The following is a 26572-nucleotide window of genomic DNA, read 5'->3' on the forward strand; positions in this document are numbered from 1 at the left end:
CTCGATTACCCGGCCGTGAGGTTTACGGGGAGGGAGCTGTGGCCGTTGGAGATGAAGGAGGCGAGCGGCCGGAGTTCGCCGGGCTCGGCGGCGAGGGTCAGGTCGGGGAAGCGGTCGAACAGCGCCGGCAGCGCGATGATCGCCTCCAGGCGGGCCAGGGGTGCGCCGAGGCAGTGGTGGACGCCGTGGCCGAAGGCGACGTGTTCCTTGTCGGCGCGGGTGACGTCGAAGCGGTCCGCGTCGTCGCCGTGCACGCGCGGGTCGCGGCTGGCGGCGGCGTAGCAGGCGAGGATCGCGTCGCCCTTGCGGAGGGTGACGCCGTCGTCGAGGGCGATGTCCTCGACGGCGAAGCGCAGGGGGAGGCTGGCGATGGGGGATTCGGCGCGCAGCGTCTCCTCGACCACGTCGTCCCAGCCGACGCGGCCGGCACGGACCAGCGCGAGCTGGTCGGGGCGGGTGAGCAGGGTATGGATGGCGTTGTCGAGGAGGTTGACGGTGGTCTCGTGCCCCGCGCCGATGAACAGCAGCAGGGTGCCGATGAGTTCCTCCTCGGACAGCCGGGAGTCGTCGTCGCGAGCGGCGATCAGGGCGGAGGACAGGTCGTCTCCGGGGTTCTTCCGCTTTTCGGCGATGAGCGCGCCCAGCAGTTCCATCATGCGCGAATAGGCGGCGGTGGCCTCGCCGGGCTCCGCGGAGGTGTTGAAGAAGGTGCCGACACAGCGGCGCATCTCATCTTGCGCGGCCTCGTCGTCGATGCCGAACAGCTCGCAGATCACCCCGATGGGCAACGGGTAGGCGTACTCCTCGCGCAGGTCCACCGGAAGGCCGGGCTCGACGGCCTCGAGGCCGTCGAGGAGCTCGGTCACGATCTTCTCGATGCGGGGGCGCATCGCGGCGCTCCGGCGCGCGGTGAAGGCGCTGGAGATGAGCCGGCGCAGCCGCCGGTGGTCGTCGCCATAGCTGGTGAGCATGTTGTTCACGACCAGCCAGACGAACAGCGGCGATTCCGGGGAGACCTCGCCATTGATCCACGTGGGCCAGTGCCGGCGAGGGTCCTTGGAGACGCGGGAGTCGGTGAGCAGCAGCTTGAGCAGGGCGGAGTCGCCCACCGCCCACGCCTCCACACCGCCCGGGAGCTCGACTTTCGCCGCGGGCCCACGCGCGCGGATTCGGGCGGCCTCGCCGTGGATGTCGCGACCGGCCGGATCGATGACGATGGGGCCGTCTTGCGGGGTGGTTTCCACCGGAGGTCTCCAGGCATGCGTCGGGAACTCGTACGGCCGTGGCGCTACTCGCGAGTTGATCATCGCCACCCTAACCACGCGGCGACCGGCCGCCAATAGCGCCGGAGATACGGAAGAGTCGGCGAACGCGGCAGTTTTCGGCTGCCGGCCGGCGGTGGCCTTCGCCGAGCGTTCCCCAGGAGTCAGCGGGGTTCGCGGTGGAGGGCGACGCCCGCGATCACCAGGGCGACGCCGGCGATCTCGGCCGGGGACGGGATCTGGCGGAGGACGACGACGCCGACGACGGTGGCGGTCGCCGGGAGCAGCGCGACCAGCAGCGCGTACGTCGAGCGGGCCATTCGCGCCATGGCCAGCTGATCGCAGACGTACGGGATGACCGAGGAACTGATCCCGACACCGATCCCCGCGACCAGCGCGACGGGATCCGTGAACGCCGGCGCGGACTGCCACGCTCCGAGCGGGACGACGAGGAGGCCCGCGACGAGCATGGCCGCCGCGAGCCCGTCGACGCCGCTGGCGGACCGCCGCGCCGCCCGATGGGCGATCACGATGTACGCCGCGAACAGCCCGGCGTTGGCGAACGCGAAGACGAACCCCAGCGGCTGCCCCGTCAGCCGCACGTCGGTGAGCACGTACACGCCGCCGACCGCCGCGACCAGGGCGGCGAGGTTCCGCGGCGTACGGGCGCCGAGCGCGGCCAGCGCGATGACCGGGAGGTACTCGATCGCCGCGACGGTCCCGAGCGGCAGCCGGGAGATCGCCAGATAGAAGCAGCAGTTCATGAGCGCCAGCACGAGCCCCCACCCCACAAGCAGGTGACGTCCGGCGGCCGACCTGGCGAACAGGCGCCAGGGGCGACGCCACACGGCGAAGAGGATCGCCGCGCTCCAGATCCGCAACCCCGCGACGCCGAGCGGCCCCACCCGCGCGAACAGCAGGACGGCGAACGACGGGCCTAGATAGTGGAAGACCGCGCTCCCGGCGAAGTACGACCACGCCGGGACGGTGGCCCGGCGGCGGGTGACGGCCTCGGGCCGCGAATCCGTACGCATGGCCGTATCGTCGATCGGCTCGTACGCTGGCGGCATGGCGAACCGCAGGCCACGGCCCGGACGGGCCTACGAAGCCAAGGATCTCGATGACATCGACCTTCGGATCCTGGCCGAACTGCAGGCCGACGCGCGGCTGAGCGTCGCCGAGCTGAGCCGCCGCGTCGGCCTGTCGGCACCCGCGGTCGCCGACCGGATACGGCGGCTCGAGGACACCGGCGTGATCACCGGCTACCGGGCCGAGGTCGATCCGCAGGCCCTCGGCTTCCCGGTGACGGTGCTGGTCCGCATCAACCCCGCGGTCCGCGAGCTCCCCCGCATCGCCAAGATCGCCGAAGAGATCCCCGAGATCGTGGAGTGCTACCGGATCACCGGCGACGACTGCTTCTTCTTCATCGCGCACCTGCGGTCCGTCGACCGACTCGAGCCGATCCTCGACCGGTTCGCACCGTACGGCCGCACCACCACGTCACTGATCCACGCAGCGACCGTCCCCCGCCGACCGCTCCCAGTGGACGGCGTCGGCCCCTGACCGGGTCCCTCAGGTGTGCCCGATGACCCGGTGTGGACGGTACGGCGCCTCCAGCCGGGCCGCCTCATCGTCGGTCAGCGCGACGCCGACGGCGGCCACCGCGTCGTCCACGTGTTCCGGCTTCGTCACGCCGACGATCGGCGCGCACACGACGGGCCGGCCGAGCAGCCACGCCAGCGCGATCCGCGCCGGGGGCAGTCCGCGCTCGCCGGCGACCGCCCGCACCGCGTCGACGACGTCGAAGTCCCCGTCCTCGTACGACGCGTCGGCGAGCGGATCGTTGCCGGCCCGCGCCGTGTGCCGGCCGCCCTGCCGGTCGCGCGTGCCGGCGAGCAGTCCGCGCGCCAGCGGGCTGTACGGCAGCACGCCGACGCCCTGGTCGCGGCAGAGCGGGATCATCTCCCGCTCCTCCTCCCGGTAGACGAGGTTGTAGTGGCTCTGCATCGACACGAACCGGGTCGCCGCGGCGTGCTGCGCCTTGGCGAACTGCCAGGCGTACATGCTCGACGCCCCGATGTACCGCGCCCTACCGGAGCGGACGACGTCGTGCAGAGCCTCCATGGTCTCCTCGATCGGCGTCCCGTCGTCCCAGCGGTGGATCTGGTAGAGGTCGACGTGGTCGGTGCCCAGCCGTGCCAGTGAGGCGTCGACGGCGGCCATGATGTGCTTGCGCGACAGCCCGCCGTCATTGGGCCCCTCCCCCATCGGGAAGTACACCTTGGTGGCGAGCACGTAGTCGTCCCGGCGCGCGAACAGCCGAGCCAGCAGCCGGCCGGTGACCACCTCGCTCATGCCACGGTCGTACATGTCCGCGGTGTCGAAGAACGTCACGCCCGCCTCGACCGCCCGCCGCACGATCGGCTCGGCGCCGTCCTCGTCCAGATGCCACCGCCGCCGCGACCGGTCGCCGAAACCCATCATCCCCAGGCCGATCCGGGACACTTTCAACCCGGACGATCCCACCCGCACGTACTCCACGCCGCAGCCTCCCAGTCCGAGCCCGGCTCCGTCGCCGAGCCGAGAGGCATCATCCGTGGATCCGGTCCCGTGGCGGAATACGGATCCCACGGTCTCCGCCGCCCGGCTCCTGCGATCCGAAGGCCGATCCGGTGCGTCGCTTCGCGGATCAGCCGAAGTTCACGTCGCTGCAGAAGAAGAACGCCTGGTCCAGGCCCGTCCGCTGCCAGATCGTGTAGACGACGTGGCGGCCGGTCCGTCCAGGGGCGCTCAGGCCCGTGACGGTGTAGCTGCCCGGACCCCCCGTGGAAACGTACTTTCCGGTCTTCTTGATCAGTTCGAGGTCGCTCCAGCGCAGCGGCTGGGTCGTGGCGTCATACCCCTGCTTGGTGACGTAGATCAGCAGGTAGTCGGCGCCGTGTCCCTGATCGTAGAGGGTGACCGAGAAATTGCTCGCGGACAGATCCGTCATCTTCCAGGGGCCCGGTTTGTCCAGCGAGCGGTACAGGCCGTCCCCCGAGAGACCTCCGCTGCACAGTTGCCCGTCGGGGATCTTCTGCTGGAACTGGCCGCCGAGGCCGTTCTGGTAGATGCTCATCCAGTTCCACATGGCGTTCGGGTCGTCCTGCCACGCCTGCCAGCACATCGGGTCCTGCTGCTGCATCGCCGGATCCTGCCAATCGCTGCTCCAGCGCTGGTAGCAGCCGTAGTTGCGGGACACGGGAGCGGTTACCGTGCCGTGCGCGTAGGCGGCACCGGCCCACGGGACGATGAACAGCACGGCGGCCGAGAGCAGGGTCAGTGCGCGGCGCGCTCCGCGGATGGCCCGGAGGGGACGAGGCATCGCGTCTCCATCCTTAGCGGGGGTTTCGGGTGGATCAGGAGCGCCTCTCAGAGCGTAACCTGACAGATTCACTTGACCCAGAATCGCCGTGAAACTTACAAGGGTGCCTGGTGCCTTTCCCGGTCAGTGCGTGAAGACGCTCACGTCTCCGGGTTCGGTCTCGAGCGCCTCGCGGTCGAATATCAGCAGGAGGAGCAGGAACAGCCCGCCTGCGAGGAGCAGGCCGACCACGATCACGACGGGGACGACCGCCGCCGCGGGCGTCACCAGCATGAACAGCGCGGCGACCGACCACACCAGCGCGCCGATCGCGACCGGCAGTTCGAAGCGCCCGAGGTCGAACGCGCCCTTCTTGCGGCCCAGTCGTCCGCGTACCGTCAGGTAGAGGACGATCGTCGAGCCGTAGATGAGCGCCGGGAGGATCGTCGACGCCGTGATCAGCTCCAGGAGCGCGGCGCCCGGCAGCGCGACCATCAGGGCGACTCCCAGGACGAAGATCAGGATCGTCGCCGGGACCGGCGTATGCGTGCGTGGGTCGACCCGCCGCATCAGCCGGTGGGCGGGGAAGCGTGCGTCACGTGCCATCGCGAACACGATCCGCGAGCACGCGGCCATGATCACCATCCCGGCGCCGAAGAACGCGAACGTGATCGCGACCAGCAGCGTCCTCTCCATCACCGGGCCGAGCTGAGCACGCATGATCGCCGCGACCGGCGAGTCGCTCCTGCTGATCCGGGGGACATCGTCGATCGCGACGGTGAGCGCGATCAGGAATACCAGCCCCAGCAGCCCGGCCGCCGCGACCGACCCCACGATCGCGCGCGGGACGGTGCGAAAGGGATCCTTGGCCTCCTCGGCCAGGTTCGCCGCGGCGTCGAAGCCGACGAGCGTGGCGAGGCCTGCGATCATCGCGACCATCAACCCGCCGCCGACGGCGAAATAGCCGTGGGCGTTCTCCGTGATACCGCGCGAGGTGAGGTTGTCGACCGCGCCGTTGCCCGTGATCGCCACGGCGATGATGAGCGCGATCGTGATCACGACGACGAGGACCAGCTCGAGCCCCACCGCACTCGCGTTGATCATGCTGACGATGCGCGTCGAGGCCACGGCGAGCACGGCCTGGATGAGCAGGACCACGAGCGTGATCAGGCGCGCGGTGTCCTCGTCCGGCTTCATGCCGGTGAGCGGCATGAACGCCTGGCTCGCGAGCGCGTTGTCGACCGCCACCACGGCGATCGCCAGGTAACAGAAGGTCAGCCAGCCGAACCCCCAGCCGATCTTCGGATTGGTCAGCCGCGAGGCCCACTGATAGGAGGAGCCGCTGAGCGGAATACGGGCCGCGAACTGCGCGACGACCAGCGCCACCAGGACCTGTCCCACCGCCGCGAAGACCCAGAGCCAGATTCCGACCGGCCCGGCGTTTCGGAGCACGTCGTCGTAGGTCGAGAAGATGCCGACCGCCACCGAGATGAACGCGAACGAGATCGCGAACACCTGGAAGGAGCCGAGCGTCCGTTTCAGCTCTTGCTGGTACCCCCCGAGCTCGACCGCGCTTTCGGCCTGCCCGCTCGTCGAAGCGTCCCCCACCTCAGCCACCTCGTCTCGCCCTCGGTGGGGGGCGCATCAACTCTAGTCAACGGTCTGAGCTGGGGAAAGTCCCCGGGCCAGGGTCAGGCGTACGCGGCGTCCTCGGTCAGGTCGACGCGGGAGCGGTCCGGCAGCAGGGCGGTGGCCGTCAGGGTCAGGAAGGCGGCGATGACCATGACGAAGGAGATGGCCCCCCAGCCGTAGTCGTGCAGGAGCCAGGTCGCCAGCAGGGGCGCCGGGCCGCCCGCGATGACCGAGGCGAGCTGGTAGCCCATGCCCGCGCCGCCGTACCGGAGCTTCGTCGGGAACACCTCGGCGATCAGCGACGCCTGCGGGCCGTACTGCATCGCGTGCGGGACCTGGGCCAGGACGACGGTGAGGAAGACGACGGCCGGGACTGCGGTGTTGAGCAGCGCGAAGTACGGGAAGGCGATGACGCCGAGCAGCATCGCCCCCATCGCGTAGACGCGCTTGCGGCCCGCCGTGTCGCTGAGGTGGCCGAACGTCGGGATGAGGATGAGTTCGAGGACTGCGGCGACGGCGACCGCGTTCAGCGCGAAGGTCTTGGACAGCTTGGTGTGGTCGACGATGTAGGTCAGCGCGAAGGAGGTGAAGATGTAGAACGGCATCTGCTCCGAGCAGCGCAGCAGCGCGCTGAGGATGATCTCCTTCGGGTGCCGGCGGATCACGTCGAGCACCGGGACCTTCGCCACCTCACGGCGTTCGACGACCTTCGCGAACATCGGCGTCTCCATGACGCGGAGCCGCACCCACAGGCCGATGGCGACGAGCACCAGACTGAACAGGAACGGGATGCGCCAGCCCCAGTTCTTGAACGCGTCGCCGCTCGTAGTCGCCAGTGAGGACATCGCGACCGTGCCGAGGATGAGGCCGATCGGCACCCCGATCTGCGGCCAGCTGGCCATCAGCCCGCGCCGCCGGGGATTCCCCCATTCCATGGAGAGCAGCACGGAGCCGCTCCACTCGCCGCCGACCGCGATGCCCTGGAGCACGCGCAGGGCGACGAGGAGGATCGGCGCGGCGACGCCGATCGTGCCGGTGCCCGGCAGGACGCCGATGAGGGCGCTGGACAGACCCATGAGGAGGAGGGTGACGATCAGGGTCGCCTTGCGGCCGAGCCGGTCGCCCCAGTGCCCGAAGATCGCCGCTCCGATCGGGCGGGCGGCGAAGCCGACGGCGTACGTGGCGAAGGACGAGAGCGTCCCGACATAGTCGGTGGACTTGGGGAAGAAGACGTCCTTGAAGACGACGGCGGCGGCGGTGTTGTAGAGGAAGAAGTCGTACCACTCGATCGAGGTGCCGACGATGGAGGCGAGTGCCGCCTTTCGTACCTGCGATCCACGCTCCGCGTCGGTGACGGATCGCGCGTCGCGCGCGTCTTCTGGGTCCAGGACCATCGGATCCTCCTGTCGCCCCCGATCTTTTTTGAGCAACGCAGGACGATTACCCGGTTTTCGGTCCGGCGGAACGATCTACATGTGACGAAAAACACTGATCGCCGTGACGGTCCCGCAGGGCCGTCACGGCGATCAGTGGATGTGCCGTCAGACGTGCATGGCCGCGCCCTCGACCTGGCGGCCGGCGCGGACGAGGAGGCTCAGCAGGGCGGCGGCGAACGCCATGGCCGCGCTCACGATGAACGCCAGGTGCATGCCGTCGATGAACGACAGGTGGCTGGCCTTGACGATCAGCTGGGCGACCTGCGGCGGGGCGTTCTTCGGCACCGGCGCGACGCCCTGGGAGATCGCGCCCTTCATCAGGTCGACCTGCGCCGGGGTCGGCTTCGGCAGCCCCGCGTCGGTCATGTGCCCGGGCAGGACCCCGGCGACCTTGGCGGTGAGCACGGCGCCGAGGATCGAGGTGCCGAGCGCGCCGCCGACCTGCATCGCCACCTGCTGGAGACCGCCCGCGACGCCGGACAGCGCCACGGGGGCGTTGCCGACGATGATGTCGGTGGCGGCCACCATGACGGGGCTCAGGCCGACGCCGATGAGCGCGAACCACGGGGCCATGGACATGAAGCTCGCGTCCACCCCGAGGCCCGACATGCCGAGGAAGGCGACGCCGGCGAGGCCCATGCCGACGACCAAGGGAACGCGCGGCCCGGCCTTGGAGATCACCCCGCCGGCGACCGGGGAGGCCACCATCATGGCCAGCATCATCGGCAGGAGCCGCACGCCGGTGGCCACGGGCGTCAGCCCGTGCACGCTCTGCAGGTAGAAGGTGAGGAAGAACATCGCGCCGAACATGGCGAACGCCATCAGCATCATGAGGACGACGCCGACGGACAGCGACACGGAGCGGAAGAGCGTGAGCGGCAGGAGCGGCTGACGGGCCGTCCGCTCCCGCACCAGGAAGAGGATCAGCAGCACGATCGAGCCGCCGAAGAACGCCAGCGTCTTCGCGTCGCCCCAGCCGTACGTCGGCGCCTTGATGACGGCCCAGATCAAGGTGAAGAGCATTCCGGACAGCAGGACGATCCCGAGGATGTCGAAGCCCCCGGACTGGGACTCACCGCGGGCGTTCAGCAGGAAGAGGGCGCCGACGGTGAGCGCGACGAGGCCGACCGGCACGTTGATGAAGAAGACCGACTCCCAGTTGACGTGCTGGACGAGCAGGCCGCCGACGATGGGGCCGGCGGCGGTCGAGGCCGCGATGCAGGCGCCCCAGATGCCGATGGCCATGTTCAGGCGCTCGGCCGGGAACGCCGCGCGCAGCAGGCCGAGCGCGGTCGGCTGGAGCATCGCGCCGAACAGGCCCTGGAGGACCCGCAGCGCGATCACCATCCCGATCTCCTTGGAGAACCCGATGCCCGCCGACGACAGCGCGAAGCCGGCGGCACCGATCAGGAAGACCGGCTTGTGGCCGAACCGGTCGCCGAGCTTTCCGGCGGTGATCAGTGAGACCGCGAGCGCGAGGAGGTAGCCGTTGGTGACCCACTGCAGGTCCGCCAGTGAGGCGCCCAGGTCCTTGGAGATCGCGGGATTGGCGATCGCCACGACCGTGCCGTCGAGGGTCACCATGATGACGCCGAGCGCCACCGCGATCAGTGTCAGCCACGGGTTCCCCATCCCGCGACGCTTCGGCCCGGCTCCTGCGGGCAATCGCTCCTGGACGACCGGTTGCGACATCTCGCTCCCCCTTACAGAACACGTGCCATGTCGGTTCAGAATTTATGTCAGCTGCTGACAGATGACAAATCGTCCTAAGAGTCAGTTGCTGTCTTATGGCACACTATGAACAGAATGTGAGGTGTAGGTGACATGACCGAAACGTCGGCGGCGTCAGCCCCCGGTCTGCGGGAGCGCAAGAAACGGCGCACACGCTCGGCGTTGATCGACGCGGCGTTCGACCTGTTCCTCGCCAAGGGGTACGAGGCCACGACGATCGACGAGATCGTCGCGGCGGTGGACGTGTCGCAACGGACCTTCTTCCGGTACTTCGCCGGTAAGGAGGACCTCGCCCTCTCGGTGATGAGGGCGTACGACGAGCTCTTCCTCGAACTACTGGCGGCCCGGCCCGCCGAGGAGCCTCCGATCGCCGCCCTGGCGGCCACGATCAACGGTGTCTTCGACGAGGTCCGGCGATCCGGCGACGATCACGCGCGGTTCGCCAAGGTCCGCGACCTGGTCGAGAACAACCCGGCCCTCGCGATCGCACAGCTGCGGTACTTCAACGAGCTGGAGCAGGAGATGGCCTCGATCCTCGCCCGGCGGATGGACGTGGAGCTCGCGACCGATCTGCGGCCGACGCTCATCGCCGCGACCTTCCTCGCCGTCATGCGGGTCGCGTTCGAGGGCTGCGCGCGCGAGGGCCTCTTCCAGCCGGACGAGATCGCCGCGCGAATCGGGGAGGTCTTCGCCATCGCCTCGGAGACGCTCCCCCGCGCCTGGTCCGGCGACTGACCGCCGGTCCTCGGCGAAGGAGCGTCCGTATCCGAGGCTCAGCGCAACAATTCGGGCAGGTCGCGGGCGTGCAGGACGGTCAGCCTCGAGACGGCACGGGTCAGCACGACGTAGAGCCGCCGCAGGCCGGGCGAGCGCTCGCCGTCCGGCTCGGCCTCGACGATGGCCGCGGGCTCCACGACGATGACCTGGTCGAACTCCAGGCCTTTGGCCTGCGTGGCCGGCGTGACGACGAGCCGCGCGGCCGCCATCCCGTCCGCGAGCCGTACGTGCTCGATCCCGCTCGCGGCCAGCCGCCCGGCGAGACCCGCCACGTCGGCCTCGGCGGCGATCAGGCCGATCGAACCGTCGCCGTTCAGGGCCTCCCGGCAGGCGTCCTCCACGGCGGCCGGCAGGTCGGCGACCCGGCGGACCCGTAGCGAGCCGGGTGCCGACCGTACGGACGTGGGCGGCGTCAGCTCCGGCGCGATCCGGGGCAGCAGGCGGCTCGCGAAGTCGATGATCTCGCGGGGCACGCGGTAGCCGCGGTCGAGCACGGTCAGGTCCGCGTCGGGTTTGCCCAGGTGCCGCAGGAGCGTCGGCCAGTCGCCGACCGCCCAGGGCGTGGTGCCCTGCGCGACGTCCCCGAGCACCGTGACCGAGCCGGTCTCGCAGCGCCGCCCGACGGCCCGGCACTGCATGGCCGACAGGTCCTGCGCCTCGTCGAGGACGACGTGGCTCAGGCCGGCGATGCGGTGGAGCAGGTCCGCGGCCTCGTCGACGAGGACCGCGTCGGAGGCCGTCCAGCGCGCCGACTTGGGGCCCTTCGGCGGCTTGGCCCACAGCAGGGCGGCCTGTTCGTCGGGGTCGAGGAGGCCGTCGGCGGCCTCGGCGAGGAACTCCGCCTCGGACAGCAGCCGCATCACCACGCGCACCGGGTCGAGGGCCGGCCAGACCTGGTCGACCATCGCCTTCACCGGCCGGGTCCGGCGGACTGCGTCGTGGGTCCGGTCGTCGCAGGCCTCGCCCGCGTTCTCCATGCGCAGGAGGATGGCGTGCGCGATGCGGTGCCCGAGGAGGTCGCGGCCCGCGCCGTACCGGACGCCGCGGTCGCGCAGAGTCTCGGCCAGTTCGGTGATCTCGTACGCGGGGATGCGCCAGCGGCGGGTGCCGCGCGGCAGCACGAGCGCCTCGGACGGCTCGCGCAGGTGACTCCAGACCGCGCGGCGCAGCACCTCGGCCATCCGGGCGTCGCCCTTGATCCGCCCGGCCGCCGGCTCGTCGAGCGCCTTCACCGGGACGGTCTCGAGCACCTGGTCGAGGGTGTGCTGCTGGACGTTCACCTCGCCGAGCGCCGGCAGCACCCCGCGGATGTAGTCGAGGAACGACGCGCTCGGGCCGATGACGAGGACGCCGCCCCGGCGCATCCGCTCTCGGTGGGCGTAGAGAAGGTAGGCGACCCGGTGCAGGCCGACGGCGGTCTTCCCGGTGCCCGGCGCGCCCTGGACGCACAGCGTGTGGTCGGCGTCGGCGCGGACGATGTCGTCCTGTTCGGGCTGGATGGTGGCGACGATGTCGCGCATGGGGCCGACGCGGGGGCGTTCGATCTCCTGGATGAGCAGCCGCGACTCGACCTGCGCGGAGAAGTCCTCATCTTCGAACGCGGTCAGCTCACCGCCGGAGTAGCCGAACCGGCGGCGCAGCAGGAGGCCCATCGGGTCGGCGGTGCTCGCCTTGTAGAAGGGGCGGGACATGGGCGCCCGCCAGTCGATGACGAGGGCCCGGCCGCCGTCGTCGTGGACGTGGCGCCGGCCGACGTACAGGCGCTCTTCCGGGTGATCGAGGCGGCCGAAGAACAGCGCGGTCGTCGGGTCGTCCCGCAGGGCCTCCGCCCGCTTGGCGAGGTCCGCGCCGAGCACCTGGGCCGAGACCCAGTCGCCGGCCACCGAAGCGTCCAGGGACAGGACGTTCTCCCGCATCCGGCGAAGCGCCTCGCGGGACCGGGTCAGATGCGCGCGTTCGGCCGATATCTCGGGGTCGGTGTCCTCCGCCTCTTTTGTGGGCATGCCGAAAACCTTTCGGGTCGTTGGGAGCGCGAAGTTCCCAACTTAGTACGCGGCCGCGTCCTTCTCAGCTCGTTTTCCCGCGCCCGGACCAGTGCGCTAATGTTCGATGTGAGTCGAACACAAGGAGGTCGGAATGCGTGCGATCGTGGTGACCGAACACGGCGGGCCGGACGTGCTCAACCCCACCGACGCGGAAGACCCCCGGCCTGGACCGGGAGAGGTCGTCGTCGAGCTCGCCGCCACCGGGGTCAACTTCAAGGACGTCTACGAGCGCAAGGGCAACTACCCCATGGGGCTCCCGGGCGTTCCCGGGTCCGAGGGCGCGGGCCGGATCATCGAGGTCGGCGAAGGAGTGACCGACCTGCGCGTGGGCGACGTGGTGGCCTCCGCCGACTTCACGGGCTCGTACGCCGAACGCGCCGTCGTGGCCGCCGCCAAGGCCGTGCCGGTGCCGGACGGAGTGGCCCCCGACCTGGCCGCCGCCGTACTCCTGCAGGGCCTCACCGCCCACTACCTGACGCACTCGACGTACGAGGTCAAGCCGGATGACACCGTGCTCGTCCACGCCGCCGCCGGCGGGATGGGGCTCCTGCTCACCCAGATGATCAAACTGCGGGGTGGCCGGGTCATCGGCACGGTCTCCTCCGACGAGAAGGAGAAGCTCGCGCGCGACGCGGGCGCCGACGAGGTCCTCCGCTACGACGACTTCGCCGAGGAGGTACGGCGCCTGACCGACGGGGGCGTGCCGGTCGTGTACGACGGCGTCGGCAAGACCACCTTCGAGGGCAGTCTCTCCTCGCTGCGCCCGCGCGGCCTGCTCGCGCTGTACGGGGCCGCGAGCGGCCCGGTGCCGCCGATGGACCCGCAGCGCCTCAACAAGGGCGGCTCGCTGTACCTGACGCGCCCGTCGCTCGTGCACTACGTCGCGACCCGCGAGGAGCTGATGTGGCGCGCGGAGGACCTCTTCGGCTGGATCGCCTCCGGGGAGCTCTCGGTGCACGTCGGCGGGCGCTACCCCCTCGCGGAGGCCCGCCGGGCCCACGAGGACCTGGAGGCACGCCGCACGACCGGCAAACTGCTGCTGATCCCCTAAGTCCCGGAACCCCCCTCCTGTCCCGTTAGTCTTATCGCTCGTCGAGAAGAGGAGAGACGGGCCGTCGTGACCGGAGTCAACACGAACGATCAGCTACGGCCCGGTGACCCGTCCCGGCTCGGGGACTACCGGCTCGTCGGCCGGATCGGCCGGGGCGGGATGGGCACGGTCTTCCTCGCGGAGAGCGCGCGCGGCGAACGCGTCGCGGTGAAGGTCATCAACCCGGACCTCGCCGACGACGAGATGTTCCGGGACCGCTTCCGCCGGGAGGTCGAGTCCGCCCGCCGCGTACGGCGCTTCTGCACCGCACCCGTGCTGGACGCCCGGCTCGACGGCGAGCCGCTGTTCGTCGTGACCGAGTTCGTCGACGGCCCCGACCTCGACGCCTTCGTCCGTGACAGCGGGCCGATGCGCGGATCGAGCCTGGAGCACCTGGCCGTCGGGGTCGCCACCGCGCTCACCGCGATCCACGGCGCGGGCGTCGTGCACCGCGACCTCAAGCCCGCGAACGTCCTGCTGTCCTCGGTGGGGCCGCGCGTCATCGACTTCGGCATCGCCCGGGCGCTCGACACCGTCTCCGGCGCGACCCGGACCGGGCAGTTCATCGGCACGCCGGCCTACATGGCGCCCGAGCTCATCGCCGGCGAGACCGCCTCTCCCGCGTCGGACGTGTTCGCCTGGGGATGCGTCGTCGCGTACGCGGGAACGGGACGGGCACCGTTCGACGCCTCCAGCGTGCCCGCCGTGCTCTACCAGATCGCCCACGGCGAGCCGTCCCTCGACGACGTCGACGAGGGGTTGCGCGATCTGGTCGCGCAGGCCCTCGCCAAGGACCCCCGGCAGCGTCCGTCCGCGCAGGAGCTCCTGGACCGCCTGACCGGACGGCCGCACGCCGACACCGCGCGCGCCGCCGAGGCCGTCGGCCGTACCTGGGCGATGCCGACCGGCGGCCCGGCGCCAGGCGCCGCCGACGGACCTTCGGCCGGGCCGCCTTGGGCGGGGACCCGTCCGACGCTGGCGGACCCGCCGCCCCCGGCGAGGGGCCGCACCGCCCTCCTGACGACGGCACGCCGCCGGCCGTGGATACCGGCGGCGGCCGGTGCGGCCGCCGTGGTGGTCCTCGGCGCCGGAGCGTTCCTGTACTTCGGCGGCTCCGACGGACCGCCGTCGAAGACCGTGTTCAACTACGGCGACGACTTCTCCAACAACAGCTCGGGGTGGTCCGGCTCCACGTGGATCTCCGGGAGCGGCTACTGGCAGGGCGGTTACCGCATCGACGCGGGCAGCAGCATCTACCAGCGCCGGGCGGAGCCCACCCCCTCCAAGCAGGAGCCGCCGGCCCGGGAGCTCATCGGCGTGGACGTCTCGGTGCTGGGCGGCCCGCCGTACGGGATGGCGGGGGTGTTCTGCCGGGCGACCGGCGATAACGACGACGCCGCCTACTACGAGTTCCTGGTCCGCGCCGACGGCGAGGGAACGCTGATCCGGAAGACCGCCGGGAAGGCCGGCTCCCGGGAACTGGTCCGGAAGTCGTCCGCCGCCGGGTTCAAGAAGAACGCGAAGAACCGCCTCCAGGCGTCCTGCGAACAGGACGGCAAGAACGTCCGGCTGCGGCTGTGGCTCAACGGCACGCTCGCCGCCGAGACCACCGACGCCGACGGCCCGCTGGGCAACGGGCAGACCGGCCTGGTCGCCGTGCAGGAGAACGGCGGCAGCGGCGGCGACATCAGAGTGCTGTTCGACAACGTCGCCATCTCCTCGATCGAGTAGCGGACACGCGCTGGGGCCTGTCTCGAAGTCCCCGTCCGTAGCGAGCGGTGTCCAGGTGGTGCCTCGCAAGGCGGAGGAGGGAGTCAGCCTGGTGTTGGCTGGCGACCGACGACAACGCGGCGAGGCGCCGCCTGGACACCGCGCAGTAGGACAGCGGACTTCGAGACAGGCCCTAGAGCTCGAACCAGAAGGTGAGGCCGTCGGGGTGGGTCTGGGTGCCGCAGGCCGCCGACAGCTCTTCGATGAGGAACACGCCGCGCCTGCCCTCGCGCAGCTCGGATACGCCGTAGAGCGTGGGCAGCGTGTCGCCGCCCTCGTCGGTGACCTCGACCCGTACGCCGGTGGGCGTCTCGAGCACCACCACCCCCACCATGGTGCTGGCGGTGTGCACGACCGAGTTGGTGACCGCCTCGCTCGTCAGCAGCACCACGGTGTCCGCCTGCGGGTGGCCCGCGAGCGTCTTGGCGACGAACCGCCGGGCCGTCGCGACCTCCCCCGGATGGCCGGGGATGGTGATCGCTCCCAGCACCGATCGAGCCATCAGGACGTCACCGGGAAGTGACGGAGTGTGGCGAACTTGGCGGTAACACCAGCACAGCGGGCTTCGGCTGTAGCAAGATGGGCAGGGTGATCGAAACGAACACGCATGGATCGAAGCCCTCTCAGCGGCGGCCTTTAGGGGGCCTAAACGAGATAGGTTGTGAGCATACGGCCACGATGCGTAACCGCGCAACAGGGGGGATAGAACTCGTCTCGAAGAGCGGAGCCCCGTCGCCGTGAACCACAGCACCCTCCGGGAGATCGCCACGGTTTCCGACCCGATCGAGCGCGCTCGCGCCCTGGGCATGGTGATGGCGGAGCAGCAGGCACTGGTCGAAGAGGCTGCCCGGATGCGCCGCCAGGCGATCGCCGAGGCCAGGGAGAGCGGCCACCGGCTCGAGGACATCGCCAACGTGCTCGGAGTGTCGCCCGGCCGCATCTCGCAGATGCGCAAGGGCGTGACCTCTCGAACGCCGGAGACGCCGCCCGAGCCGACGCCCCCGGTGATCGTGCACCGGTCGCTGCCCAGCGAGCCCACCATGTACGGCACCGGATGCATGTTCCTGAGCGTGGCCGAACGGCAGGGCGTCCGCGCCGAGCTGCGCGTCCTCGGCGTCGGTCTGGAGCCCGCTCCGGAGCACGTCGCCACCTGCCTGCGCACGCGGCCCGGCGAGGACGTCATCGCCCGCCGCCGGGTGATGCTCGCCGACGACGTGCCGGTGCGGATCGCCATCTCCTACTTCCGCGCCGACCTGTTCGCGGGCACCCCGGTCATGGATCCCGAGCTGCTCAAGCCGACCATGCACGAGGCGATCGCCGCGCACGGGCACACCTTCGGGCACGCGGAGGAGACACTGGTAGCGCGGCCGGCCGCGCGAGTGGAGACCGAACTGCTCCGCCTGGATCCCGGCGACTGGGTCGTTCAGGTGCTCCGGGCCTCCTACTCCACCGACGACACGCCGATCCACGTGCTCGAGACCGTCTGCGCCGCCACCCGTCACGTGTTCACCGTCAACCAGGCCGGCGGGTGCGAGGTGTTCTGATCCCGCGGGCGGTCACAGGTAGGCCGTCATCCACCGCTCGAGCTCGTCGAACACCTTCTTCCGTACGGGCTCGGCGGACAGCACCAGGTCGTGCAGGCCGCTCTCGACGCGCACGCAGGTGACGTGCCGGCCGAGCCGGGTCGACAGGTAGGCGATGTCGTCGGCGTTCAGCACGCCGTCGCCGGTCGAGAAGTCGCCGTTCTTGCCGCGGACCGTCGTCGTGGAGGACATCGCGAGGATCGGCACGTCGATGGCGAGCCCGGCACGGACCTGCCGCTGCCCCTTGATGATCGCCGTGAGCCACCCCACCCGTACGCCGAAGCCCTCCGCGGGTTTCAAGGTCAGGTCGAAGTCCCACTCTCCGTCGTGGTCGCGGTGGATGCTGTGGACGTACGACCGGCTCACCCCGGTCGGCAGCACCATGGTCGGGCGTCCCTTCGCCAGCGCGCGGACGACGGGCGTCAGTGTCCGCCGGACCCCGGCCGGGACGTTCAGCTCCAGGAACGGGCTGTTGAGGAACAGGCCGTCGACCAGGCCCTGACCGCGCACGCGGTCGGCCCACAGCGCCGAGACCAGGCCGCCGGTCGAGTGGCCGTTCAGCAGCAGCAGGTCGTTGTCCTCCCGGATCAGGCGCACCGCCTCGTCGATCTCCGGGAAGTAGTCGGACATGCTGTGGGCGAAGTTGGGCGTCTGGTGGTCGAGCAGCGAGCGCCCGTACTTGCGCAGGTCCAGGGCGTAGAAGCTGAAGCCGCGCTCGACGTAGAAGTCGGCGAGGTGCGTCTGGAAGAAGTAGTCGACGAACCCGTGTATGTAAAGCACGGCCTTCCGGCTGCCGGGACAGGGGCGACGGACGAGCGTCGCCACCACCTCGCCCTCGGCGTCGTTCTCCAGCGTCAGCCGGATCGCCTCGTACTCCGCCCCAAGCACATCCTGTCCCATGGCGGATCAGCGTAAAGCGCCGTCGCAGAGCCGCGCTATGGCCGACCACACCAGGCGGCAGTCGATGCGCATATCTGCCCGAAACGCTTGCGAACCGCGCACGAATCGGCAATTCTCTCTGCTGGTCAGCAGAAGCCGGCCGACGGAAGGAGCAGTCCTTCGCGTGCTGGCGTCAGTCCTCCGGATTCGTCTGGGCGACGCCACCCCTGCCGCCGCGGTGACTCCGGGGCCGGCGAGTACGGGGAGTGCGGAACAGCACGCATGCCGCCCCGTGTTTCTCCGACTCACGAGGAGCGCCCATGCGCGTTAGAGCACGTCTCGCCGCCGCCTTCAGCGCGGCCCTCATCTCCTGCCTGGGACTGACCGCGTGCGCGACGTCCGGCCCGGAAGCCACTCTCCGAAGTGCTTCTGGACCGGACGCCGCGTCCAAGGCAGCCGCCCTCCCGGCTCCCGTCTCGTGTTCCGGCTGCTGGAAGCCGGCGCTGAACACAAGCTGGCAGTGGCAGCTGAAAACGGTCCCGTCCGCGCCGTACCTGGACGTCGCGATGTACGACATCGACGGGTTCGACGCCACGGCCGCCGACGTCTCGAAGCTGCACTCCACCAAGTCCGGCCGCAAGGTCGTCTGCTACATCAGCGCCGGAACGTACGAGGACTGGCGTCCGGACGCCGGCGACTTCCCCAGCAGCGTGCTCGGCAACAACGTCGACGGCTGGCCGGGTGAGCGCTGGCTGGACGTCCGGCAGTACGGCGGAAAGCTCGGCACGATCCTTCAGAAGCGCATGGACATGTGCAAGTCCAAGGGCTTCGACGCCATCGAGTTCGACAACGTCGACGGCTACACCAACGACCCCGGGTTCTCGATCAGCGCGGACGACCAGCTGAACTTCAACACCTGGCTGGCGAACGAGGCGCACCGCCGGGGGCTGTCCGCCGGGCTCAAGAACGACATGGACCAGCTCCAGACGCTCCAGCCGTACTTCGACTGGGCGCTGAACGAGGAGTGCTGGACGAACAAGGAGTGCACGTCCGCGCAGACGGGCGGCTACGGCTATGACAAGTACGTCGCCGCCGGCAAGGCCGTCTTCAACGTCGAGTACAACCTGGACACCTCGAAGTTCTGCTCGAAGGCCAACGCGCAGAACTTCAACTCCCTGAAGAAGGACCTCGACCTCACCGCCTACCGGGTGCCCTGCCGCGGCGTCTGACCCTCGCTCCGGCGGTGGTCCGTGGCTCCCGGGCCGCCGTCGGTCGTTTCCCCGACCGATCAGGACCTGTGCGCTCCCGGCGCTCTTCGCCTCGCGGCGGAGGCACCGGGAGCGCACGCATGAGCGACCGCCAAATCGTATTGCCCGATTGTGAGCGGTCATGCTATTAACTGATCAGAATCAATCACATGCTTCTTGTCGCAGCTCAGAACGGAGCCCGCCGTGACGACCCACGTCGAAGTCGAGATCGCCGACCAGCCTGCCTGCTGGCGGCGGGCCGCCGAGCTCGCCGCCGGACCCGTGACCGGGCTGCCGGAGCGGGGCGAGCGCGTCGCCGTCGTCGGGTGCGGCACCTCCTTCTTCATCGCCCAGGCGTACGCCTCGCTGCGGGAGAGCGCCGGGCACGGCGAGACCGACGCCTTCGCGGCCTCACAGATGCCGGTCGGCCGCCCGTACGACCGGCTGCTCGCGCTCTCCCGGTCCGGCACGACGACCGAGATCCTGGACCTGCTCGACCGGGTGCGCGGCACGATGACGACCGCGGCCGTCACCGCCGATCCGGCCACCCCGGTCATGACCGCCGCCGACGAGGTGGTCGTCCTGGACTTCGCGGACGAGAGCTCGGTGGTGCAGACCCGGTTCGCGACCACCGCCCTCAGCCTGTTCCGCGCCCACCTGGGCGAAGACCTCTCCCCCGCCATCGCCGACGCCGAACGGGCCGTTCACGAGCCGCTCCCCGTTGGGGTCGCCGAGCGGACCCAGTTCACCTTCCTCGGCGAGGGCTGGACCGTCGGGCTGGCCGACGAGGCGGCGCTCAAGATGCGCGAGGCGTCGCTGAGCTGGACCGAGTCGTACCCGGCCCGGGAGTACCGGCACGGGCCGATCGCCATCACCGACGAGCGGTCCGCGGTCTGGATGTTCGGGCCGGCGCCCGAGGGCCTGGCGGCGCAGGTCGCGGCCACCGGCGGGCTCTGGATCCAGCAGGACCTCGACCCGGCCGCCTCGCTGATCGCCGTCCAGCGGCTCGCCGTGGCGCTGGGGACGTCCCGCGGGCTGGACCCCGACGCTCCGCGTCACCTCACCCGTTCGGTGATCCTGCGTCCCGCCTCCGTCTGACGCGACCCCCTCAAGAGAGGTTCTCCGACATGTCCTCACCGATCCGTATCGCGTTCGTCGGTGCCGGCTCGATCACCTTCACCCGGCAGCTGCTGCGCGACATCTTCTCCTTCCCCGAACTCGCGGACGTACGGATCGCGCTGCACGACATCGACCCCGAGCGGTTGTCGGTCGCCGAGGCCCTCGCCCGCCGTACGGCGGACCAGCACGGCGCCAAGCCCGTGATCGTCGCGGAGGCCGACCGCCGGGCCGCGCTGGAGGGCAGCGACGTGGTGGTGAACATGGTCGCGATCGGCGGCCATCAGGCCACGGTGACCGACTTCGAGGTGCCCGAGCGGTTCGGGCTGCGGCAGACGATCGGCGACACGCTCGGGATCGGCGGCATCTTCCGCGCGCTGCGCACCTTCCCGTTCCTGGCGGCCCTGGCCGGCGACATGGCCGCGGTCTGCCCGGACGCGTGGCTGCTCAACTACACCAACCCGATGGCCATGAACCTGCAGTACCTCGCCTCGGTGGCCCCCGGGCTGAAGACCGCCGGCCTCTGCCACTCGGTCTACTGGACCGTACGCGGGCTGTGCGAGATCGTGGGCGTCCCATACGAGGAGGTCGACCACCTGTCGGCCGGGGTCAACCACCAGGCGTGGATCCTGCGCTGGCAGCACCAGGGGCGGAGCCTCTACCCGGCGCTGGACGAGGCGATCGAGCGTGATCCGGAGCTGCGCCGGCGGGTGCGGGTCGACATGTACCGGCGGCTCGGCTTCTATCCGACCGAGACCAGCGAGCACTCCTCCGAGTACGTCCCCTTCTACCTCCGGCACCCGGCCGAGATCGAGCGGCTGCGCATCCCGATCGGCGACTACGTGGGGATCAGCGCGGACAACGTCGCCGAGTACGGCTCCATCCGGGACCGTCTCGCGGCGGGCCTCGACCCGGAGCCGGACACGCAGGAGGAGGACGCCGCCGAGTACGCCCCGCAGGTCATTCACAGCCTCGCCACCGGGACCCTCCGCACGATCCAGGTGACCACCGCCAACCGCGGGCTGGTCACCAACCTGCCCGCGGGCGCGGCGGTGGAGGTCCCGGCGACCATCGACCGGCTGGGCGTTCACCCGCACGCGGTGGGCGCGCTGCCGCCGCAGCTCGCCGCGCTCAACCGGAGCTTCCTCAACGTCGTGGAGCTGGTCGTCGCCGCCGCCGTCGAGGGCGATCCGCGGCATGTCCGGCACGCGGCCATGTCCGACCCGGCGACCACCGCCGCACTGACCGTCGACGAGATCTGGGCGCTCTGCGACGCCATGGTGGCCGCGCACGGCGACGCCCTGCCGCCGGCGCTGCGCACGCCGCTCTCGCCCGGAGCGCGTCGATGAGCAGCACCGCGAGACCGGACCTGCTGGTCGTCGGGGACGCCAACCCGGACGTCCTGGTGTCGGGCGCTCCGGAGACCCCGCCCGCGGGACAGGCCGAGACGCTGGTGGACGCCGGCGTCCTCGCCCTCGGCGGGTCGGCGGCGATCGTCGCCCACGGCGCCGCCCGCCTCGGCCTGTCCACGGCCTTCGTCGGGATGGTCGGCCGCGATCCGGCGGGGGATTTCGTCCTCGACACCCTGTCGGCCGCGGGCGTCGACATCAGTGGCTGCACGCGGCACGAGAGCCTGCCGACGGCGCTGACGGTCTGCCTGAACCGGCCGGACGGGGACCGGGCCATCCTCACCGCGCCCGGTTGCCTGCCCGCCTTCGGTCCCGAGCACGTGCCCGACGTGGCCGCCCGCCACGTGCACGCCGCCTCCTACTTCCTGCAGCCACGCCTGGCCGCCGGGCTGCCGGGGCTCCTGGCGGCGGCCAGGGCCGCGGGGGCGTCCACGTCGCTGGACACCAACGACGACCCGGCGGGCGCGTGGCGGCTCGCGCCCGGGCTGCTGGCAGCCTGCGACCTGCTGCTGCCCAACGAGGATGAGGCGCTCGCGCTGGCCGGTGCGCTCCGCCCGTCACGGCTCCCCGACGCGCCCGGCGAGAGCCTCGACGGCGGCCGCAGCGCTTCCGGCACGAGTCCCCAGAGCCCCGACGACGCCCGCGGCGCTTCCGGCGCGCGTGCGGAGAGCGCCGACGACTTGGGGGCCGGCGGAGCTCCCGGCTCGGGGGCCGAGAGCTCCGGGGCCGCGGACGCCGATGGCGGTCCGCGTGGCCGCGATCCCCTGGCGGACGCGCTGGACGTGCTGGCCGCCGCCGGTCCGCTGCCGGTGGTGAAGCGCGGCCGCCGGGGGGTCGTCGCACGTTCCGGGACGGAGATCATCGGCGCCCGTGGCCCGGAGGTCGCACCGGTCGACACCGTGGGTGCGGGTGACGGGTTCGACGCGGGCTTCCTGGCCGGCTGGCTGACCAAGGGCGACCTCGCTCACGCGCTGGCCTGGGGGTGTGCCTGCGGCGCGCTGTCCACTCGGGCCGCGGGCGGCACCGCGGCACAGGCCGGTCCAGAAGAGGCCGCGGCCTTCGCCGCGCGGATCCAGGTCGGCTCCGACCTGCTCGGATCCGTGTGATCCGCGCATCGAGACGGCGCAAGTGAGCAGCGGGAGTGAGCGGTTTCATCCCGTGCCGCCGATTATCAATCGCCATGGAACGCCCTATAGTGATCGGATGCGTCAAGAGGAGCGCCTAGGCCTGATCCTCGATCGGCTCGCCCGGGACGGCTCCGTCTCCGTGGCCGACCTGACCGCCGAGCTGAAGGCCTCACCCGCCTCCATCCGCCGTGACCTGCACGTGCTGGAGGAGCAGCAACTGCTCAAACGCACGCACGGTGGCGCGGTCTCGGCCGAGGTGATGTACGAGCTGCCGATGCGTTATCGCACGGGCCGCCATCACCAGGAGAAGCTGCGGATCGCCCAGGCCGCGGCGGAGCTGGTCACCGATTCGGTGCATTCGGTCGGCCTGGGCGGCGGCACGACCACGACGGAGCTGGCCCGGCTTCTCGGCGCGGCGGCCCGCCCGCTCAAGGTGATCACGAACGCGCTCAACATCGCCGGTGAGCTGTCCGTACGTCCGTCCATCGACCTCGTCGTGACCGGCGGCAGCGTGCGCTCGGCGTCGTACGAGCTGGTCGGCCCGATCGCCAATCAGGCGCTGGCCGACATCAACCTCGACCTGGTCTTCATCGGCGTCGACGGCATCGAGGCCGGCCGGGGCATCAGCACGCACGACGACGTGGAGGCGCAGACCGACCGTTGCCTGCTGCGCACCGCCGACCGGGTGATCGTGCTGACGGACGGGTCCAAGGTCGGCAAGCGCGCCTTCTCCCGGATCACGGGGATCGAGGACATCTCCATGCTGATCACCGATGTCGGCGCGGACCCGGCCGAGCTCGACCGTCTCCGCGCCGCGGGCGTCGACGTCACCACCGTGTGAGCGGATGACCTGGTCGGTCATCCGCTCACGGCCGGTGGGTCACTTGAGGCCGGACGAGGCGATCGACCGGACGAAGAAGCGCTGCGCGAGCACGAAGAGCACGAGCACCGGGATCTGGCTGGTCACGGTGCCGGCCATGAGCACCGGCCAGTTCGTCTGGTGGGCGCCCTGGAAGTTCTGCAGCCCGAGCTGAATCGTCATGTTCCCGGGGCTCTGGACGGCGATCAGGGGCCACAGGAAGTCGTTCCACACGTTGAGGAACGTCAGCACGGACAGGGTGGCGAGGGTCGGCCCCATCAGGGGGAGCAGGATCTTCCCGAGCGTCCGCAGCCGCCCGGCGCCGTCGATGCGGGCCGCCTCTTCCAGTTCCTTCGGCACGGTGGTGAAGAACTGCCGCATCAGGAAGACCCCGAACGGGGTGGCGAGGTTCGGTGCGATGAGCGCGCCGAGGGTGTCGGTCAGATGGAGGTGGTGCATCACGATGAGGGTGGGCAGCATGACGATCTGGAACGGCACCATCAACGTCGCGAGCACACCGATGAACAGCAGCCGGCTGCCGAAGAAGCGGATCCGGGCGAAGGCGTAGCCGGCCAGCGAGCACAGCACCAGGTTGCCCACCACACAGCTGACCGACACGATCGTGCTGTTGAGCAGCCAGTGGCCGAACGGTCCCTGGTGCCAGGCGGCGGTGTAGTTCTGCCAGTGGATCCCGGCGGGCAGACCCGGCGGGAAACGCCGGGACTCCCGCTCCGTGGAGATGGAGAGCAGCACCATCCACCCCAGCGGAGCGAGCATCACGACCGAAAGCGGAACGAGTATCAGGTGCAGCGGGCTGGGCCGCCGGGACCGCGCTCGGGGTGGGCGTCCTCCCTCGTGGACGCCGGCCATGCGTGCCGGTCGCGTCAGCGTCGTGTCGGCCATCTCAGTTCACCTCGTACGGGGAGGCACGGCGGCTCAGCCAGAGCTGGACCACCGTGACGGCCAGGATCACGACGAACAGCGCGCTGCCGATGGCCGCGGCGTAGCCGCCGTCGAAGTCGACGAACGCCTGCTGGTAGAGGTAGTAGACGAGCACCGTGCTGGCATGCAGCGGTCCGCCCTTGGTGGTCACGTAGACCTCGTCGAACAGCTGCAAGGCGTTGATCGTCAGCCAGACCAGCAGGAAGGACGAGGCCGGCGCGAGCAGCGGCAGCTCGACCTTCCAGAACGCCTTGACCCGCCCGCAGCCGTCCAGGGCCGCGGCCTCCATGAGCTCGCGGGGCACGTTCTGCAGCGCGGACAGATAGATGATCACCGCGAAGCCGAGCCAGCCCCACACGGTCATCGCCACCACCGCCGGCAGCGCCTCACCGGAGCTCTGGAAGAACCCCTGCTGGGGTAGGCCGAGCTTGGCCAGGCCCGCGTTGACGGGGCCGAACTGCGGGTTGAGGAGCCAGCTGAAGATCACGCCGGTGGCGACGGTCGAGGTGACCAGCGGGACGAAGACCGCCATCCGGTAGAAGGTCATGCCGCGGACCTTCTGGTTCAGCAGGACCGCGATGGGGATCGCCAGCACCATCGTAATCGGCACGAACAGCACGCAGTAGACCAGCGTCTGCCGCGCGGCCTGCCAGAAGACCGGGTCGTGCACCATCCGCCGGTAGTTGGCGGCTCCGGACCAGGTGCCGGGCGAGGTCAGGTCCGTCTGCTGAAAGGACAGCAGGAGGGACCAGACCACCGGCACCAGACCGAACAGGCCGATCAGGAGCACGGCCGGTGACACGAACGCCCAGCCGGCGAGATGGTCGGCTCGGCGCGCCCGGTTCGGCCGGCGCCGCCCGCCGTCTCTCCGAGCCGAGTTCCTCTCGCGTGCGGCCGCCATGACCGCCATTACGAGCCCGCCAGGATGGCGTCGACCTGGTCACGGGCCTGGTCCAGGGCCGCCTTCGGCTGCGCCTTGCCCAGCAGGACCGACTGCACCGCCGTGCCGAGGACCTGGGAGATCTTCGGGTAGGCCGGGATGTTGGGCCGGGACTTGGTGACGTACTTCGACAGGTTGTCCACGAAGACCTTGTTGGCCGGGTACTTCTTGAGGAAGTCCTGGTAACCGGGGAGCTTCGTCTCCGACTCGCGCAGCGGGAGGTCCCCGGTGGCGATGGAGAACCGCAGGTGGACCTCGGGGGAGTCCAGCCACTGCAGGAAGGCCCACGCGGTCTTGCGGTCGCCCTTGTTGAACAGCATGTAGTTGTCAGGGCCGGCGATGGTGGCGTGGGTGACCTTGCCGGGCAGGATCTGGCTGCCGTACTGGACGTCCTTGGGGATGCCGGCGAGGTCCCACGGCCCCGTCCAGAGCATCGCGATCTTCCCCGAGTTGAAGAGGTTCTGGTACTGGCCGTCGCCGGTCTCGAGGTAGACGGAGTGGTCGGTCACCGCCATGTCGTGCAGCAGTTGCATCGCCGACAGCCCGGCGGGCGAGTCGAACGCGGACTTCTTGCCGTCCGGTGTGAGCAGGTCGCCGCCCGCCTGCCACAGCATCGCGATGAACCGCCAGACGGTGTCCTCCGAGCCGTCGTTGAAGTACGACCAGCCGTACTGGTGCTTGGAAGCGTCGGTGAGGCGGCGCGCGGCGTTCTGGAAGTCGGTCCACGTCCAGGACGGCGTGGGATAGGAGACGCCCGCCGCGTCGAAGAGCTTCTTGTTGTAGACCAGCGCCAGGTTGTCGACCAGCGCGGGGATCCCGTAGATCTTCCCGTCGGGAGTGGTCGCCGCCTGCCGCGCGGCCGGGAAGAAGTCGTTCCACTGGAAAGCGGGGGTGCTCTTCACCAGCGGCGTGAGGTCCTGGGTCTGCGACCGCTTGGCCAGCGTCGTGATCGAGGAGCCGAACTCATAGGCGACTCCCGGCGTCTTGCCCGAGACGAAGGCGCCCAGCGTCTTCTTCAGGGCGTCGTCGTTCATGCCGGCGAACGTGACGTTCACCTTCTGGTCGGGGTGGGCCTTGTTCCACTCCTGGCCGAGGGCGTTGATCGCCGTCAGCTCTTTGTCCGTGTAGCCATGCCAGACGACCACGGCGTCGTGCGACGTCCCCGAACCTCCGGAGCAACCCGCCACGGCGCCGAGGGCCAGCGTGGCGCCGACGGCGGTGAGTCGGGCGCCGAGCCCTCGGCCAAGCGGTCGCGATGGTGCGCGCATCTTCATACTCCCCTTGCGTAGGGCCGCCGAACGAGTGCGCTTACGAAGGCTTCATGCTCGTTAGCGATTGTTGTGAGGGACTTTAGATCAGGATCGATCACGGAAACAAGGCATAC

23 protein-coding genes are annotated in these 26572 nt (G+C 70.3%); 10 read left to right on the forward strand and 13 right to left on the reverse strand.

What is annotated here, in order from left to right; genetic code table 11:
• Nucleotides 1–5: 5 nt before the first annotated feature.
• Both ACQP2O_RS41340 and ACQP2O_RS41345 read right to left on the reverse strand, forming a co-directional pair.
• A complete protein-coding gene (locus ACQP2O_RS41340) occupies nucleotides 6–1244 on the reverse strand; it encodes a cytochrome P450 family protein (RefSeq protein WP_433174651.1) in 1239 nt (412 codons plus the stop codon).
• A 182-nt stretch (nucleotides 1245–1426) separates the two neighbouring features.
• Complete coding sequence (locus ACQP2O_RS41345) at nucleotides 1427–2296, reverse strand: EamA family transporter (RefSeq protein WP_433174652.1); 870 nt, start codon at nucleotides 2294–2296, stop codon at nucleotides 1427–1429.
• A gap of 34 nt (nucleotides 2297–2330) precedes the next feature.
• Between ACQP2O_RS41345 and ACQP2O_RS41350 the strand changes: the two genes are divergently transcribed.
• Nucleotides 2331–2825, forward strand: coding sequence for an Lrp/AsnC family transcriptional regulator (locus tag ACQP2O_RS41350; RefSeq protein ID WP_433174653.1), 495 nt, complete (start codon nucleotides 2331–2333; stop codon nucleotides 2823–2825).
• Nucleotides 2826–2834: 9 nt separating this feature from the next.
• On the opposite strand, the gene ACQP2O_RS41355 is transcribed toward ACQP2O_RS41350, so the two are convergent.
• From ACQP2O_RS41355 to ACQP2O_RS41375, 5 genes are all read right to left on the reverse strand, one after another.
• Complete coding sequence (locus ACQP2O_RS41355) at nucleotides 2835–3803, reverse strand: aldo/keto reductase (RefSeq protein WP_433174654.1); 969 nt, start codon at nucleotides 3801–3803, stop codon at nucleotides 2835–2837.
• Between the two features lie 148 nt (nucleotides 3804–3951).
• Nucleotides 3952–4626: a lytic polysaccharide monooxygenase auxiliary activity family 9 protein gene (locus ACQP2O_RS41360; RefSeq protein WP_433174655.1), complete on the reverse strand. Its 675-nt coding sequence runs from the start codon at nucleotides 4624–4626 to the stop codon at nucleotides 3952–3954.
• Between the two features lie 123 nt (nucleotides 4627–4749).
• A complete protein-coding gene (locus ACQP2O_RS41365; RefSeq protein ID WP_433174656.1) occupies nucleotides 4750–6213 on the reverse strand; it encodes an APC family permease in 1464 nt (487 codons plus the stop codon).
• Nucleotides 6214–6296: 83 nt separating this feature from the next.
• Nucleotides 6297–7631, reverse strand: a complete 1335-nt coding sequence (locus ACQP2O_RS41370; protein ID WP_433174657.1) for an MFS transporter — start codon at nucleotides 7629–7631, stop codon at nucleotides 6297–6299.
• 147 nt (nucleotides 7632–7778) lie between these two features.
• Nucleotides 7779–9365 carry a DHA2 family efflux MFS transporter permease subunit gene (locus ACQP2O_RS41375; RefSeq protein ID WP_433174658.1) on the reverse strand — a complete coding sequence of 529 codons (1587 nt, stop codon included), beginning with the start codon at nucleotides 9363–9365 and terminating at the stop codon, nucleotides 7779–7781.
• 132 nt (nucleotides 9366–9497) lie between these two features.
• Between ACQP2O_RS41375 and ACQP2O_RS41380 the strand changes: the two genes are divergently transcribed.
• Nucleotides 9498–10139, forward strand: coding sequence for a TetR/AcrR family transcriptional regulator (locus ACQP2O_RS41380; protein ID WP_433174659.1), 642 nt, complete (start codon nucleotides 9498–9500; stop codon nucleotides 10137–10139).
• A 38-nt stretch (nucleotides 10140–10177) separates the two neighbouring features.
• Here ACQP2O_RS41380 and ACQP2O_RS41385 read toward each other — a convergent pair whose 3' ends face one another.
• Nucleotides 10178–12184, reverse strand: a complete 2007-nt coding sequence (locus ACQP2O_RS41385; protein WP_433174660.1) for a HelD family protein — start codon at nucleotides 12182–12184, stop codon at nucleotides 10178–10180.
• A gap of 133 nt (nucleotides 12185–12317) precedes the next feature.
• Here ACQP2O_RS41385 and ACQP2O_RS41390 point away from each other — a divergent pair, with 133 nt between their 5' ends.
• Entirely contained in the window at nucleotides 12318–13277 is a 960-nt protein-coding gene (locus tag ACQP2O_RS41390) for a quinone oxidoreductase family protein (RefSeq protein WP_433174661.1), read from the forward strand.
• Between the two features lie 66 nt (nucleotides 13278–13343).
• On the forward strand, nucleotides 13344–15047 hold the full coding sequence (locus tag ACQP2O_RS41395; protein WP_433174662.1) for a protein kinase domain-containing protein: 1704 nt from the start codon (nucleotides 13344–13346) through the stop codon (nucleotides 15045–15047).
• A gap of 172 nt (nucleotides 15048–15219) precedes the next feature.
• Here the strand turns inward: ACQP2O_RS41395 and ACQP2O_RS41400 are convergent, their stop codons facing one another.
• Nucleotides 15220–15588 carry an ATP-binding protein gene (locus ACQP2O_RS41400; protein WP_433174663.1) on the reverse strand — a complete coding sequence of 123 codons (369 nt, stop codon included), beginning with the start codon at nucleotides 15586–15588 and terminating at the stop codon, nucleotides 15220–15222.
• A 235-nt stretch (nucleotides 15589–15823) separates the two neighbouring features.
• Here ACQP2O_RS41400 and ACQP2O_RS41405 point away from each other — a divergent pair, with 235 nt between their 5' ends.
• Nucleotides 15824–16630, forward strand: coding sequence for a GntR family transcriptional regulator (locus ACQP2O_RS41405; RefSeq protein WP_433174664.1), 807 nt, complete (start codon nucleotides 15824–15826; stop codon nucleotides 16628–16630).
• Nucleotides 16631–16642: 12 nt separating this feature from the next.
• Here ACQP2O_RS41405 and ACQP2O_RS41410 read toward each other — a convergent pair whose 3' ends face one another.
• On the reverse strand, nucleotides 16643–17569 hold the full coding sequence (locus ACQP2O_RS41410; RefSeq protein WP_433174665.1) for an alpha/beta hydrolase: 927 nt from the start codon (nucleotides 17567–17569) through the stop codon (nucleotides 16643–16645).
• A gap of 299 nt (nucleotides 17570–17868) precedes the next feature.
• Between ACQP2O_RS41410 and ACQP2O_RS41415 the strand changes: the two genes are divergently transcribed.
• From ACQP2O_RS41415 to ACQP2O_RS41435, 5 genes are all read left to right on the forward strand, one after another.
• Nucleotides 17869–18777: an endo alpha-1,4 polygalactosaminidase gene (locus ACQP2O_RS41415; RefSeq protein WP_433174666.1), complete on the forward strand. Its 909-nt coding sequence runs from the start codon at nucleotides 17869–17871 to the stop codon at nucleotides 18775–18777.
• Nucleotides 18778–18999: 222 nt separating this feature from the next.
• On the forward strand, nucleotides 19000–19893 hold the full coding sequence (locus ACQP2O_RS41420; RefSeq protein ID WP_433174667.1) for an SIS domain-containing protein: 894 nt from the start codon (nucleotides 19000–19002) through the stop codon (nucleotides 19891–19893).
• Between the two features lie 29 nt (nucleotides 19894–19922).
• Nucleotides 19923–21260, forward strand: a complete 1338-nt coding sequence (locus ACQP2O_RS41425) for an alpha-glucosidase/alpha-galactosidase (protein ID WP_433174668.1) — start codon at nucleotides 19923–19925, stop codon at nucleotides 21258–21260.
• Nucleotides 21257–22426: a carbohydrate kinase family protein gene (locus ACQP2O_RS41430; protein ID WP_433174669.1), complete on the forward strand. Its 1170-nt coding sequence runs from the start codon at nucleotides 21257–21259 to the stop codon at nucleotides 22424–22426. The genes ACQP2O_RS41425 and ACQP2O_RS41430 overlap by 4 nt, the downstream gene beginning before the upstream one ends.
• 97 nt (nucleotides 22427–22523) lie before the next feature.
• Nucleotides 22524–23288: a DeoR/GlpR family DNA-binding transcription regulator gene (locus ACQP2O_RS41435; protein WP_433174670.1), complete on the forward strand. Its 765-nt coding sequence runs from the start codon at nucleotides 22524–22526 to the stop codon at nucleotides 23286–23288.
• Nucleotides 23289–23327: 39 nt separating this feature from the next.
• Here ACQP2O_RS41435 and ACQP2O_RS41440 read toward each other — a convergent pair whose 3' ends face one another.
• From ACQP2O_RS41440 to ACQP2O_RS41450, 3 genes are read right to left on the reverse strand one after another with little or no spacing between them, the layout of a single operon-like run.
• The gene (locus ACQP2O_RS41440) at nucleotides 23328–24209 is read right to left on the reverse strand and encodes a carbohydrate ABC transporter permease (protein WP_433174671.1); all 882 of its coding nucleotides are present in this window, start codon (nucleotides 24207–24209) and stop codon (nucleotides 23328–23330) included.
• Between the two features lies 1 nt (nucleotide 24210).
• Nucleotides 24211–25149: a carbohydrate ABC transporter permease gene (locus ACQP2O_RS41445; protein WP_433174672.1), complete on the reverse strand. Its 939-nt coding sequence runs from the start codon at nucleotides 25147–25149 to the stop codon at nucleotides 24211–24213.
• Nucleotides 25150–25157: 8 nt separating this feature from the next.
• Complete coding sequence (locus tag ACQP2O_RS41450) at nucleotides 25158–26456, reverse strand: ABC transporter substrate-binding protein (RefSeq protein WP_433174673.1); 1299 nt, start codon at nucleotides 26454–26456, stop codon at nucleotides 25158–25160.
• Between the last annotated feature and the right edge of the window lie 116 nt (nucleotides 26457–26572).

Source organism: Actinoallomurus sp. CA-150999 (genome assembly GCF_050942425.1).
Classification (GTDB): domain Bacteria; phylum Actinomycetota; class Actinomycetes; order Streptosporangiales; family Streptosporangiaceae; genus Actinoallomurus.

Bases quoted from the DNA above. Each gene is read 5' to 3' on its own strand.
- ACQP2O_RS41425 (WP_433174668.1), top strand. From the start codon at position 19,923: ATGTCCTCACCGATCCGTATCGCGTTCGTCGGTGCCGGCTCGATCACC.
- ACQP2O_RS41440 (WP_433174671.1), bottom strand. From the start codon at position 24,209: ATGGCCGACACGACGCTGACGCGACCGGCACGCATGGCCGGCGTCCAC.
- ACQP2O_RS41360 (WP_433174655.1), bottom strand. From the start codon at position 4,626: ATGCCTCGTCCCCTCCGGGCCATCCGCGGAGCGCGCCGCGCACTGACC.
- ACQP2O_RS41375 (WP_433174658.1), bottom strand. From the start codon at position 9,365: ATGTCGCAACCGGTCGTCCAGGAGCGATTGCCCGCAGGAGCCGGGCCG.
- ACQP2O_RS41445 (WP_433174672.1), bottom strand. From the start codon at position 25,149: ATGGCGGCCGCACGCGAGAGGAACTCGGCTCGGAGAGACGGCGGGCGG.
- ACQP2O_RS41390 (WP_433174661.1), top strand. From the start codon at position 12,318: ATGCGTGCGATCGTGGTGACCGAACACGGCGGGCCGGACGTGCTCAAC.
- ACQP2O_RS41385 (WP_433174660.1), bottom strand. From the start codon at position 12,184: ATGCCCACAAAAGAGGCGGAGGACACCGACCCCGAGATATCGGCCGAA.
- ACQP2O_RS41380 (WP_433174659.1), top strand. From the start codon at position 9,498: ATGACCGAAACGTCGGCGGCGTCAGCCCCCGGTCTGCGGGAGCGCAAG.
- ACQP2O_RS41450 (WP_433174673.1), bottom strand. From the start codon at position 26,456: ATGCGCGCACCATCGCGACCGCTTGGCCGAGGGCTCGGCGCCCGACTC.
- ACQP2O_RS41415 (WP_433174666.1), top strand. From the start codon at position 17,869: ATGCGCGTTAGAGCACGTCTCGCCGCCGCCTTCAGCGCGGCCCTCATC.
- ACQP2O_RS41350 (WP_433174653.1), top strand. From the start codon at position 2,331: ATGGCGAACCGCAGGCCACGGCCCGGACGGGCCTACGAAGCCAAGGAT.
- ACQP2O_RS41435 (WP_433174670.1), top strand. From the start codon at position 22,524: ATGCGTCAAGAGGAGCGCCTAGGCCTGATCCTCGATCGGCTCGCCCGG.
- ACQP2O_RS41410 (WP_433174665.1), bottom strand. From the start codon at position 17,569: ATGGGACAGGATGTGCTTGGGGCGGAGTACGAGGCGATCCGGCTGACG.
- ACQP2O_RS41430 (WP_433174669.1), top strand. From the start codon at position 21,257: ATGAGCAGCACCGCGAGACCGGACCTGCTGGTCGTCGGGGACGCCAAC.
- ACQP2O_RS41345 (WP_433174652.1), bottom strand. From the start codon at position 2,296: ATGCGTACGGATTCGCGGCCCGAGGCCGTCACCCGCCGCCGGGCCACC.
- ACQP2O_RS41400 (WP_433174663.1), bottom strand. From the start codon at position 15,588: ATGGCTCGATCGGTGCTGGGAGCGATCACCATCCCCGGCCATCCGGGG.
- ACQP2O_RS41370 (WP_433174657.1), bottom strand. From the start codon at position 7,631: ATGGTCCTGGACCCAGAAGACGCGCGCGACGCGCGATCCGTCACCGAC.